This window comes from Burkholderia sp. HI2714, from assembly GCF_002223085.1.
GTDB lineage: Bacteria > Pseudomonadota > Gammaproteobacteria > Burkholderiales > Burkholderiaceae > Burkholderia > Burkholderia lata_D.
Window position 1 is genome coordinate 1 of sequence record NZ_NKFM01000030.1, and the last position, 11,797, is coordinate 11,797.

The 11,797-nt window shown below is 66.7% G+C and carries 10 protein-coding genes; 8 read left to right on the forward strand and 2 right to left on the reverse strand.

Features of this window, described 5'->3' with window-relative positions; translation table 11 throughout:
• The 8 genes from CFB82_RS16745 to CFB82_RS16780 all read left to right on the forward strand — a co-directional run.
• Positions 1-677: aminotransferase class III-fold pyridoxal phosphate-dependent enzyme (locus CFB82_RS16745; protein ID WP_143750914.1), on the forward strand; the 677-nt coding region annotated here is incomplete at its 5' end.
• Between the two features lie 61 nt (positions 678-738).
• Positions 739-1,857: a polyamine ABC transporter substrate-binding protein gene (locus CFB82_RS16750; RefSeq protein ID WP_069249054.1), complete on the forward strand. Its 1,119-nt coding sequence runs from the start codon at positions 739-741 to the stop codon at positions 1,855-1,857.
• 188 nt (positions 1,858-2,045) lie between these two features.
• Positions 2,046-3,200: an ABC transporter ATP-binding protein gene (locus CFB82_RS16755; RefSeq protein WP_069249384.1), complete on the forward strand. Its 1,155-nt coding sequence runs from the start codon at positions 2,046-2,048 to the stop codon at positions 3,198-3,200.
• Between the two features lie 10 nt (positions 3,201-3,210).
• A complete protein-coding gene (locus CFB82_RS16760) occupies positions 3,211-4,197 on the forward strand; it encodes an ABC transporter permease subunit (RefSeq protein WP_069249055.1) in 987 nt (328 codons plus the stop codon).
• Positions 4,194-5,033, forward strand: a complete 840-nt coding sequence (locus tag CFB82_RS16765; RefSeq protein WP_011353448.1) for an ABC transporter permease subunit — start codon at positions 4,194-4,196, stop codon at positions 5,031-5,033. Before CFB82_RS16760 ends, CFB82_RS16765 begins: the two co-directional genes overlap by 4 nt.
• A 116-nt stretch (positions 5,034-5,149) precedes the next feature.
• Positions 5,150-6,745: a DUF3138 family protein gene (locus tag CFB82_RS16770; protein ID WP_069249056.1), complete on the forward strand. Its 1,596-nt coding sequence runs from the start codon at positions 5,150-5,152 to the stop codon at positions 6,743-6,745.
• Between the two features lie 95 nt (positions 6,746-6,840).
• Entirely contained in the window at positions 6,841-8,145 is a 1,305-nt protein-coding gene (locus CFB82_RS16775) for an NAD(P)/FAD-dependent oxidoreductase (protein WP_089484657.1), read from the forward strand.
• A 26-nt stretch (positions 8,146-8,171) separates the two neighbouring features.
• On the forward strand, positions 8,172-9,473 hold the full coding sequence (locus CFB82_RS16780) for an NAD(P)/FAD-dependent oxidoreductase (protein ID WP_069249058.1): 1,302 nt from the start codon (positions 8,172-8,174) through the stop codon (positions 9,471-9,473).
• A gap of 76 nt (positions 9,474-9,549) precedes the next feature.
• On the opposite strand, the gene gor is transcribed toward CFB82_RS16780, so the two are convergent.
• Both gor and CFB82_RS16790 read right to left on the reverse strand, forming a co-directional pair.
• On the reverse strand, positions 9,550-10,908 hold the full coding sequence (gene gor / locus CFB82_RS16785; protein WP_069249059.1) for a glutathione-disulfide reductase: 1,359 nt from the start codon (positions 10,906-10,908) through the stop codon (positions 9,550-9,552).
• Between the two features lie 233 nt (positions 10,909-11,141).
• The gene (locus CFB82_RS16790) at positions 11,142-11,372 is read right to left on the reverse strand and encodes a hypothetical protein (protein WP_069249385.1); all 231 of its coding nucleotides are present in this window, start codon (positions 11,370-11,372) and stop codon (positions 11,142-11,144) included.
• Positions 11,373-11,797 lie beyond the last annotated feature (425 nt).

Below are 11,797 nucleotides of genomic sequence, written 5' to 3' on the forward strand. Positions count from 1 at the left end.
GCGGCGTGATCTTCCCGCCGTCGACGTACTGGCCGGAAATCCAGCGGATCTGCCGCAAGTACGACATCCTGCTGGTGGCCGACGAAGTGATCGGCGGCTTCGGCCGCACCGGCGAATGGTTCGCACATCAACACTTCGGTTTCGAACCCGATCTCATCACGATGGCGAAGGGCCTCACGTCGGGCTACGTGCCGATGGGTGCGGTCGGCATTCACGAACGCGTGGCGCGACCGATCATCGACAACGGCGAATTCAACCACGGCCTCACGTACTCGGGGCACCCGGTCGCGGCGGCCGTCGCGGTCGCGAACCTGAAGCTGCTGCGTGACGAAGGAATCGTCGAGCGCGTGAAGAACGACACCGGCCCGTACTTCCAGGCGCTGATGCGCGAAACCTTCGCGCGTCACCCGATCGTCGGCGAAGTGCATGGCCACGGCCTCGTCGCGAGCCTCCAGCTCGCCGAAGCGCCGGCCGAACGCCGCCGCTTCGCGAACGGCGGCGACGTCGGCACGATCTGCCGCGACTTCTGCTTCAACGGCAACCTGATCATGCGCGCGACCGGCGACCGGATGCTGCTGTCGCCGCCGCTCGTGATCTCGCGTCCGGAAATCGATGAACTCGTATCGAAGGCGAAAAAAGCAGTCGATGCAACCGCCCAGCAACTGGGTATTTCGTAACGGTTTTGCCTACAGGCGTGCGGCGGGCGCCGCACGCCGCCATAACCAGGGGAATTCCACCATGCGTGCCTGCTTTCTTCGCCAAGCCTGTTCTGTTGCCGCCCTTGCCGCCGCGGCCGCGTTCACGTCGGTCGCCAGCCCGACGGCACACGCGGCCGACGAGCTGAATGTCTACAACTGGTCCGACTACATCGCACCCGACACGATCCCGAACTTCCAGAAGCAGACGGGCATTCACGTCAAGTACGACAACTACGACAGCGACGACACGCTTCAGGCGAAGCTGCTGGCCGGCAGTTCGGGCTACGACATCGTCGTGCCGACGTCGAACTACATGGCCAAGCAGATCCAGGCCGGCGTGTACCAGAAGCTCGACAAGTCGAAGCTGCCGAACCTCGCGAACCTCGACCCGCTGTTGATGAAGATGATCTCGGATGCCGATCCGGGCAACCAGTACGGTGTGCCCTGGGCCTACGGCACGGACGGCATCGGCTACAACGCGCAGGCGGTGAAGAAGGCGCTCGGCGACAAGGCGCCGGTCGACAGCTGGGCCCTGGTGTTCGACCCGGCCAACATGGAAAAGCTGAAGAGCTGCGGCGTGTCGTTCCTCGACCAGGCCGTCGACGTGTTCGCCGCCACGCTGCAATACATGGGCAAGGATCCGAACAGCAAGAACCCCGGCGACTACCAGGCAGCCTTCGAAGTCCTGAAGAAAGTCCGCCCGTACATCACCCAGTTCAACTCGTCCGGCTACATCAACGACCTCGCGAACAACGACGTGTGCGTCGCGCTCGGCTGGTCGGGTGACGTCGGCATCGCGCATCGCCGCTCGGCCGAGGCGAAGCGTTCGTACGACATCAAGTTCGCGAATCCGAAGGAAGGCGGCCTGCTGTGGTTCGACGTGATGGTGATTCCGAAGGATGCGCCGCACCCCGAAGCCGCACTGAAGTGGATCAACTACGTATCCGATCCGAAGGTCAACGCGGCGATCACCAATACGGTGTTCTACCCGACCGCGAACAAGGCCGCGCACCAGTTCGTCACGCCGGCCGTCGCGCAGGACCCGACCGTCTACCCGCCTGAAGACGTGCTGAAGAAGATGGTGCTGATGAAGCCGATGCCGGCCGACATCCTGCGCCTCGAGAACCGCCTGTGGGCCCAACTGAAGACCGGCCACTGATCGCCCTGAATTCCGGCGGCGCAGGCGTCGCTTGACGCCTGCCCGCCTGAGATCCGCGGACCTCCGTCCGCCCGCGCGCGCCGCGCGCACTGTTCCATCCGGCACGAGCCGTCGCCCGTGAGTCGCGTCCTGCGCCTCGCGCGGGGACGCTCACGCCTGCAATCCGTGAAGAACGAATGGTGAATCCCATGCAATCGATACCCTCTTCCGCTGCTGCACGACAGACCCAACCGGCCCCCGCGGCCCGTACGCAAAACGACGCCTTCGTGCGCATCGAAAACGTCGTGAAGAAGTTCGGCGACAGCACCGCCGTCGACAACGTGAACCTGACGATCGCGAAGAACGAGCTGTTCGCGCTGCTCGGCAGCTCGGGCTGCGGCAAGTCGACGTTGCTGCGCATGCTCGCCGGGCTCGAGACGGCCACCTCCGGCAAGATCTTCGTCGACGGCGAGGACCTCGCGTCGCTGCCGCCGTACCGCCGCCCGGTGAACATGATGTTCCAGTCGTACGCGCTGTTCCCGCACATGACGGTCGAATCGAACGTCGCGTTCGGCCTGAAGCAGGAAGGCACGCCAAAGAACGAGATCAAGGAGCGCGTGGCCGATGCGCTGGCGCTCGTGCAGATGAGCAAGTACGCGCAGCGCAAGCCGCATCAGCTCTCCGGCGGCCAGCAGCAGCGTGTCGCGCTCGCGCGCTCGCTGGTCAAGCGCCCGAAGCTGCTCTTGCTCGACGAGCCGATGTCCGCGCTCGACAAGAAGATCCGTCAGAAGACCCAGCTCGAACTGGTGAACATCATCGAGAAGGTCGACGTGACCTGCGTGATGGTCACGCACGACCAGGAAGAAGCGATGACGATGGCCAGCCGCCTCGCGGTGATGAGCGAAGGCAAGATCGTGCAGATCGGCGCGCCGGGCGAGGTGTACGAGTTTCCGAACAGCCGCTTCTCGGCCGAGTTCATCGGCTCGACCAACCTGTTCGAAGGGCGTGTGGTCGAGGACGAGCCCGATCACATCTTCGTCGAAAGCGACGACCTCGAAGCGCGGATGTACGTGAGCCACGGCGTCACCGGCCCGCTCGGCATGCCGGTCGGCATCTCGGTGCGCCCGGAACGCATTCACGTGTCGCGCGAGAAACCCGGCACGAAACACAACTGGGCGCGCGGCGTCGTGACCGACATCGCCTACATGGGCAGCTACTCGCTGTACCACGTGCGCTTGCCGAGCGGCAAGACGGTCGTGTCGAACCTGTCGAGCTCGCACCTGATGAACGACAACGCGCCGGCGTGGAACGACGACGTGTTCGTGTCGTGGTCGCCGGCCAGCGGCGTCGTGCTGACGCAGTGAGGACGCCACGATGAGAACCTCCGCTTCCAATCCGTCCGCGCCGGTGCCGACCGGCGCCGCGAGCGCCGGCACCGGCCGCGCCCGCCCGGGCCGCATCGACTTCCTGTCGCGCTTCCTGCCGTCGGGCCGCAGCGTCGCGATCGGCGTGCCGTTCGTGTGGCTTGCCGTGTTCTTCGCGCTGCCGTTCGTGCTCGTGCTGAAGATCAGCTTCGCCGACCAGGTGATGGGCATCCCGCCGTACACGTCGCTCGTCGAGATCAAGGACGGCGTCGTGCACTTCGCGCTGCAGCTGTCGCACTACGCGTTCCTGCTGCAGGACGACCTGTACATCGCGACCTACCTCAGCTCGCTGAAGATGGCCGCCGTGTCGACGGTGCTGTGCCTGCTGATCGGGTATCCGATGGCGTACTACATCGCGCGCTCGGAACCGAACCGCCGCAACGTGCTGATGATGGCCGTGATGCTGCCGTTCTGGACGTCGTTCCTGATCCGCGTGTACGCATGGATCGGCATCCTGAAGGACGACGGCCTCCTGAACCACACGCTGATCGCGCTGGGCATCATCCACACGCCGCTGCGCCTCTATCACAGCGACGCGGGCGTCTACATCGGGATGGTCTATTCGTACCTGCCGTTCATGGTGATGCCGCTGTACGCGCACCTCGTGAAGATGGACCTCACGCTGCTCGAAGCCGCGTACGACCTCGGCGCGAAACCGTGGGTCGCGTTCACGCGGATCACGCTGCCGCTTTCGAAGAACGGGATCATCGCCGGCAGCCTGCTGGTGTTCATCCCGGCGGTGGGCGAGTACGTGATTCCGGAGCTGCTCGGCGGCGCCGACACGCTGATGATCGGCCGCGTGATGTGGGATGAATTCTTCAACAACATGGACTGGCCGATGGCGTCCGCGGTGACGGTCGCGATGGTGATGCTGCTGCTGGTGCCGATGGCGCTGTTCCAGTACTACCAGGTCAAGGAACTGGAGGACGCGAAATGATCAAGCCGAGCAAACCGCTGTCGACGGGCGTCCTCGCCTTCGGCTTCCTGTTCCTGTACATCCCGATCATCAGCCTCGTCGTGTACTCGTTCAACGAGTCGAAGCTGGTGACGGTGTGGTCGGGCTTCTCGCTGAAGTGGTACTCGGCGTTGCTGGACGACGACGAGCTGCTGACCGCCGCGTGGCTGTCGCTGAAGATCGGCCTCTTGACGGCCACCGCGTCGGTCGTGATCGGCACGTGGGCGGGCTTCGTGCTCGCGCGCTTCGGCCGCTTCAAGGGCTTCACGCTGTACACGGGGATGATCAACGCGCCGCTGGTGATCCCGGAAGTGATCCAGGGCATCTCGCTGCTGTTGCTGTTCGTTGCGCTGGAGCAGATGTTCGGCTGGCCGAAGGGGCGCGGGATGGTGACGATCTGGATCGGTCACGTGATGCTGTGCGTGTCGTACGTGGCGATCATCGTGCAGTCGCGCGTGAAGGAGATGAACAAGTCGCTGGAAGAGGCGGCGCTCGATCTGGGCGCGACGCCGCTGAAGGTGTTCTTCGTGGTGACGCTGCCGCTGATCTCGCAGGCGCTGCTGTCGGGGTGGCTGCTGTCGTTCACGCTGTCGATCGACGACCTGGTGCTGTCGGCGTTCCTGTCGGGGCCGGGCTCGACGACGCTGCCGCTGGTGGTGTTCTCGCGCGTGCGGCTGGGGCTGAACCCGGAGATGAACGCACTGGCGACGCTGTTCATCACGGCGGTGACGATCGGCGTGATCGTCGTGAACCGGATGATGATCGCGCGCGAGCGGCGCCGCATCGCCGACATGAAGGCGGCATTCGCGGTAGCGTGATGCGCCGCCTCCTGTTCCAAAGATAACAAGCACTGCAGACAAGCAAGACGCGCCGCCCCAGGGGGGGCGCGCGATTCGATTCCGATTTGACAGGCACACGACAAGGAGAATCCGCAATGAAGAAGAAACTGATCTGCCTGCTGGTGGCCGGCGCGTTACCGGGCATCGCGCTTGCCGACTCGACATCCGCCGAGATCAAGGCGCTGCAGGCGCAGGTCGCGGCGCTGCAGAAACAGATGAAGGCGATGCAGGCGCAACTGTCGGCGAAGGGCGGCACCGCGACCGCCCAGGCCGGCACGAAGGCAGGGGCCGGCGCCGCGCCGGCCGCCGTGGCCGTCGACCCGGGCTCGCCGGACTACGGCAAGGCGCAGGCCACGCTGACCAACGACGAGGTCGGCGAAATGAAGCAGCAGATCGCGAACCAGCAGCTGAAGGTCGACTCGCTGACGGACGCGGCCAACACGGGCCCGCTCGCCGGCCTGTCGGTGACGGGCTACATCGACCCGACCTACATATACAACCGCGCGGCCGGCACGTCGTCGTTCCTGTTCGCGAACCACGAGAACGCGTACAACTACTTCAACAGCACGTTCGGCGATCTCTACCTCGACATCAAGAAGACGTTCGGCGTCGGCCCGATGGCGCCGTCGGCGGAAATCACGCTGATGCCGAACCGCGGCAACGGCATCACGCTGCTGCAGAATTCGCGCGGCTCGATCACCGACAACCTGCTGAACACCGCGGTCATCAACGTGCCGATCACCGCCGAAACGACGCTGGTCGCCGGCCTGATCCCGAGCTTCGGCGGCTACGAGGTGCAGCAGTCGAACCAGATGCTCACGCTCACGCACAACCTGCTGTACGATTTCTCGGATCCGGGCAGCTACGTCGGTATCGGCGCGAACTACACGAAGGGCAATTGGGCGTGGAAGTTCTTCCTCGGCAACGAGCAGTACCGCACGTATGGTTCGGTCACGACGACGGGCACCAACGCGCTCGGCGATCCGATCACCACCAGCAACAAGGTGCCGACCTTCACCGCACGCGCGGACTACACGTGGTCGAGTGCGCTCGATCTCGGCGGTTCGTTCAACATCGGCCGCCAGACACTGTCGTCGGCACCCGTGACAGATCCGGTTACCGGCCAACAGATCGGCGTCAACTACGGCCCGGGTGGTGCAGCACCAAGCGCATACGGTTCGTTCTTCTTCGGTGAACTCGACGCGACCTACACGCTCGCCGACATTCAGTACAACGCGGAAGTCGACTACGGCCGTCAGCAGCATGCGGCGTTCAACGGCGGGCTCGCGCAGTGGTACGGCCTGTCGCTGCTCGCGCACCGCAAGTTCAACGCGCCGGTGGTCGGCCGCATGGGCGTGACGCTGCGCTACGACCTGCTCGCCAACTCGAAGAACGGGGGCGGCGGTGGCGGCATCGCGCTGAACGGCAACGGGATGGATCCGAGCAACGGCTTCGGCGTCGACGCGGACTGCCTCGCGATGTCGAAGGCCGGTGGCGGCCTGGGCTTCGAGTGCAAGGGGGCCGTGCGCCAGGATGTCGCGCTCGACCTGCTGTTCTATCCGACCCAGCAGATCACCGTGAAGGTCGAATACCGCCACGACTGGGCGAACAACAAGGTGTTCCTGCGCAACGACGGATCGTATGGCAAGTCCAACGACCTGCTCGCGACGCAGTTCATCTATTCGTTCTGATGCAGCCCGCGCGGGACGCCGTGCCGCGCCGTTTTTACCGGCCGGATGACGGTGCCCGATGCACCGCCGCCGGCTGCAACGAGGGAGTCGGATTCATGACGCAGTCTTTCACCCGCCGCGCCGACGCGCTCGCGCGCGACTCGTACTACGAAGCGACGGCCGTGCGCCCCGCCGTGGACGACCCGGCGCTCGACGGGACGATCGACGTCGACGTCTGCGTGATCGGCGCCGGCTTCGCGGGCCTGTCGACGGCGCTCGACTGCCGCGCACGCGGGCTGTCCGTCGCGGTGATCGACGCGCACCGGCCCGGCTGGGGCGCGTCGGGCCGCAACGGCGGCCAGGCGATCACCGGCTTCGCGAAGGACGAGGAGATCGAGCGGCAGCTCGGCGCCGACGGCGCGCGCGCCGCGTGGTCGCTGTCGCTCGACGGCGTCGCGCTGATCGCCGAGCGGATCGCGCGCCACGGAATCGACTGCGACTTCACGCGCGGCTACCTGACGGTCGCGACGAAACCGCGCCGCATCGACGACCTGCACGCGTGGATGGACGCCGCGACCCAGCGCTGGGGCCATCCGTCGCTGTCGTGGCTCGACACCGGCAAAATTCGCGCGCGCATCGCATCGACGCGCTATCTCGCAGGCGTCTACGATCCGCTGTCGGGCCACCTGCATCCGCTCAAGTACTGCCTCGGCCTCGCCGATGCCGCGCGGCGCGAAGGCGTCGCGTTGTACGCGAACACGCCCGCGCTCGACATCGTGCGCGGCGAGCGGCCCGTCGTGCGCACGCCAACGGGCGACGTGCGCTGCCGCTTCGTCGTGTCGTGCTGCAACGCGGGCCCCGGCGGCGTGCTGCCGGCCGCGACGGCCGCCCGCATCGCACCGATCGCGTCGTACATCATCGCGACCGAGCCACTCGGCCGGGCGCGCGCCGACGCGCTGATCGCGCAGCGCGAAGCCATGTGCGACAACAACTTCTTCCTCGACTACTTCCGGCTGTCGGCCGACCACCGGATGCTGTTCGGCGGCCGCGCGAATTCGGCCGGCGCATCGCCCGCCACGCTCGCCGAAACGATCCGGCGCCGCATGGTCGGCGTGTTCCCGCAGCTAGGCGACGTGCGCGTCGACCACGCGTGGGGCGGCTTCGTCGACGTCACGCGCAACCGCGCGCCGGATTTTGGCGCACTCGATCCGAACTTCTTCTACGTCCAGGGCTTCAGTGGCCACGGCGTCGCACTCACCGGCATCGCCGGACGCGCGGTCGCCGGTGCGATCGCGGGCGACACGCGCGCGTTCGACCTGTTCGCGCGCATGCGTCACCGCCGCTTCCCCGGCGGCGACGCGTGGCGGCAACCCGCGCTCGAACTCGGGATGCTGTACCACCGCGTGCGCGAGCTGTTCTGAGCCCCTCTTTCTCCGTTCTCCTGACCATGCAGACATTCGCCAACCAGCCGCACGTCGCGTCCTACTACGCGGCGACCGCCAACGATACGACCCGCCACGCGCCGCTCGCCGGCACGATCGATGCCGACGTGTGCGTGATCGGCGCGGGCCTCACGGGCCTGTCCACCGCGCTCAATCTCGCCGAGCGCGGCCATTCGGTGACCGTGCTCGAAGCGTCGCGGGTCGGATGGGCGGCGAGCGGCCGCAACGGCGGCCAGCTGATCGGCGGGTTCGCGTGCGACATCGACACGTTCGGGCAGTTCATGCCGGAAGGCGACGTGAAGCGCATCTGGGACATGGGGCTCGAAACGTTGTCGCTCGTGAAGTCGCGCATCGCACAGCACGACATCGACTGCGCGCTGGTGCCCGGCTATCTCACCGCCGCGAACACCGAGCGCGATGCCGACGGGCTGAAGCGCTGGCGCGACGAAGCCGCGAAGCGCTTCGGCTACGACCGCTTCCACTTCGTCGAAGCCGACGAACTCGGTGACTACGTGCAATCCGAGCGCTATTGCGGCGGCCTGTACGACCCGGACAGCGGCCACCTCCATCCGCTCAACTACACGCTCGGCCTCGCCCGCGCGGCGACCGAGGCGGGCGTGCGCATCCACGAGGACAGCTGCGTGACGCGCGTGCGCGACGTCGCGGGCGGACATGTGGTCGAGACGAGCGGCGGCAACGTGCGCGCGCGCTTCGTCGTGCTCGCGTGCAATACCTTCGTCGGCACGCTCGCGCCCGCGCTGTCGAAGAAGATCATGCCGGTCGGCACCTACGTGATCGCGACCGAGCCGCTCGGCGACGCGCGCGCCGCCGCGCTGATGCCCGCACGCGCGGCGATCTGCGACAGCCGTTTCGTGCTCGATTATTTCAGGCCGGCGCCCGACACGCGGCTCGTGTGGGGCGGCAAGGTCAGCTATTCGACGCGGGAGCCGCGCGATCTCGCGGCGGCGATGCGCGCGGACATGCTGAAGACGTTCCCGCAGTTGGCGGACGTGAAGGTCGATTACGCGTGGGGCGGCTTCGTCGACATCACGATGAACCGCGCGCCGCACTTCGGCCGCATCGCGCCGACGATGTATTTCGCGCAGGGGTTCTCGGGGCACGGCGTGAACACGACCGCGCTCGCGGGCAAGCTGATCGCCGAGGCGATCAACGGACAGGCGAGCCGCTTCGACCTGTTCGACAAGATCCGCCATCGCGACTTCCCCGGCGGCGAGGCATTGCGCACGCCGGCGCTGGTGCTCGCGATGAGCTGGTACCGGCTGCTCGACGCGTTCGGCGTGCATTGAGCGGCGGCCGCATCAACGAGACACGGCCGCGCCGACACGCAGCCGTTCGTTTGCCGCCGTGCGCTGACGCGCCCCGCTAATCCGCCACCTTCTGCCGCATCGTCACGAACTCCTCGGCCGCGGTCGGGTGAATGCCGATCGTGTCGTCGAACTGCGCCTTCGTCGCGCCCGCGCGAATCGCGATCGCGATGCCCTGGATGATCTCGCCCGCATCGCGGCCGACCATGTGCGCGCCGACCACGCGCTGGCTGTCGCGCGCGACGACCAGCTTCATCAGCGTGCGCTCGTCGCGGCCCGACAGCGTGTGACGCAGCGCCTTGAACGACGTGCGGTAGATATCGACGTCGCCATCGTACAGGTCGCTCGCGGTCGCCTCCGTGAGGCCAACCGTCGCGACCTCGGGCTGGCTGAACACCGCCGACGGCACCCATTCGTGATCGGCCGCGACGCGCGACCCGCCGAACAGCGTGCGGGCGAGCAGCCCGCCGTCGCGTGTCGCGACCGGCGTGAGCTGCGGCCGCGACGTGACGTCGCCGATCGCGTGGATCGACGGCACCGACGTCGCCGAATACGCATCGACGGCGATCGCGCCACGCGCGTCGAGCATCACGCCCGCCTGCTCGAGCCCGAGGCCGTCGACGTTCGGCACGCGGCCGGTCGCATAAAGCACCTGGTCGTACGGCCCGTGCCGCGCAGCGCCGACGCGCACGCTCAGCGTGCCGTCGTCCGCGCGCTCGATCGACTCGACCACCGAGCGTCCATGGATCGTGACACCCTGTTTCGTCATCTCGTCGGTCAGGAACTGGCGCACGTCGTCGTCGAAGCCGCGCAGGATCTTCTCGCCGCGATAGAACAGGTCGACGTGGCTGCCGAAGCCGTTGAAGATGCCCGCGAACTCGACCGCGATGTAGCCGCCGCCGACCACCGCGATGCGCTTGGGGCACGCGGCAAGCGACAGCGCCTCGCGCGACGTGATCGCATGCTCGATGCCGGGCCGCGCCGGCATCGACGGACGCGAGCCGGTCGCGATCGCGATGTGGCGCGCGCGGATCGTGCGTTCGCCGATCGCGACCGTATGCGCATCGACGAGCGTCGCGCGCCCCGCGTGCATCTCGACGCCCGATTGCCGCAGCAGGTTGATGTAGATGTCGCTGAGCCGGTTGATCTCGCGATCCTTCGCGGCGATCAGCGCGGGCCAGTCGAGCGTGCCGGCACCGAAGGTCCAGCCGAAGCCCTTCGCGTCCTCGACTTCATGCGGGTAGTGCGATGCGTAGACGAGCAGCTTCTTCGGAATGCAGCCGCGCAGCACGCAGGTGCCGCCGATCTGCTCTTCTTCCGCTATGCCGACACGCGCGCCGTAAGACGCGGACATGCGTGCGAGCCGCACGCCGCCCGAGCCGGCGCCGATGACGAACAGGTCGTAGTCGAAATCCATCGCATTCCCTCATCGCAGTTCGGACGAGGGCACGATAGCAAGATTCCGGCATTCTTGCGGCGCACGGTGCAGCCCGGCGCGCGCCCAATAAAAAACGGCGAGAGACGTTGCCTCTCGCCGGTCAAACCAGCTGCCGGGTGTGTCATGCGTCACCGATCGACCGCATGCCCGACCTGCCGGCTGCGCGGCACCGGTCCGCCCGGGCGCGCCCACGGCCGGACCAGCCGCCATGCTCATGCCTGCGACGTGTCGCTGCCGTCCGTCGCCTGCGTGTCGTCTGCAGCCTGTTCGGGCTGGTCTTCCTTTTTCTTCTCGAGCATGCCTTCGATCGCTTCCGCACCCTTGAAGCCGGCGACGGCGGCGGCCGCCTTGGTCAGCAGGCCCGCATCCGGATCCAGCTTTTCCGCGCCTTCGACAGCGGCGACCGCGCCAGCGATTTCACCCACGGTGTTCAGGATACCCATCGTCATCCCCTTTCAAGAAAATCGTGAGCGCATCGTCCCACGAAAAAAAACCGGCAGACCGCGATTGTCATCACCGGATACACAAGTTACGCACCAGGCCGGCCGCACTCGCCGAGCGCAACCGGAACGACGCACGCGCGCGCCAGGCGGCACGCAACGGGCGATGCACGCAGCGTAGCGGAAAGCCGTCGCGCGCACTGTAAAAGTATGTTCTGGATTGCCGACGAAACCCTTACGGCGCGGGGATCTCGTGATGAAGCATTCGCCGAATCGTCGTGCGCGCGCATGAAGGTCGCGTGATCGGGATAGGGGCGGTCAGAGAGTCTGACCGATCCCCTCCCACACCACCCGGCATGCGGGTCCGCACCGGGCGGTTCGAGCAGTTGAGGTCATGAGAGTCGGGGTACGCCAAGACGGTCGAAGTA

Bases quoted from the DNA above. Each gene is read 5' to 3' on its own strand.
- gor (WP_069249059.1), bottom strand. From the start codon at position 10,908: ATGGATTTCGACTACGACCTGTTCGTCATCGGCGCCGGCTCGGGCGGC.
- CFB82_RS16770 (WP_069249056.1), top strand. From the start codon at position 5,150: ATGAAGAAGAAACTGATCTGCCTGCTGGTGGCCGGCGCGTTACCGGGC.
- CFB82_RS16780 (WP_069249058.1), top strand. From the start codon at position 8,172: ATGCAGACATTCGCCAACCAGCCGCACGTCGCGTCCTACTACGCGGCG.
- CFB82_RS16750 (WP_069249054.1), top strand. From the start codon at position 739: ATGCGTGCCTGCTTTCTTCGCCAAGCCTGTTCTGTTGCCGCCCTTGCC.
- CFB82_RS16760 (WP_069249055.1), top strand. From the start codon at position 3,211: ATGAGAACCTCCGCTTCCAATCCGTCCGCGCCGGTGCCGACCGGCGCC.
- CFB82_RS16765 (WP_011353448.1), top strand. From the start codon at position 4,194: ATGATCAAGCCGAGCAAACCGCTGTCGACGGGCGTCCTCGCCTTCGGC.
- CFB82_RS16775 (WP_089484657.1), top strand. From the start codon at position 6,841: ATGACGCAGTCTTTCACCCGCCGCGCCGACGCGCTCGCGCGCGACTCG.
- CFB82_RS16755 (WP_069249384.1), top strand. From the start codon at position 2,046: ATGCAATCGATACCCTCTTCCGCTGCTGCACGACAGACCCAACCGGCC.
- CFB82_RS16790 (WP_069249385.1), bottom strand. From the start codon at position 11,372: ATGGGTATCCTGAACACCGTGGGTGAAATCGCTGGCGCGGTCGCCGCT.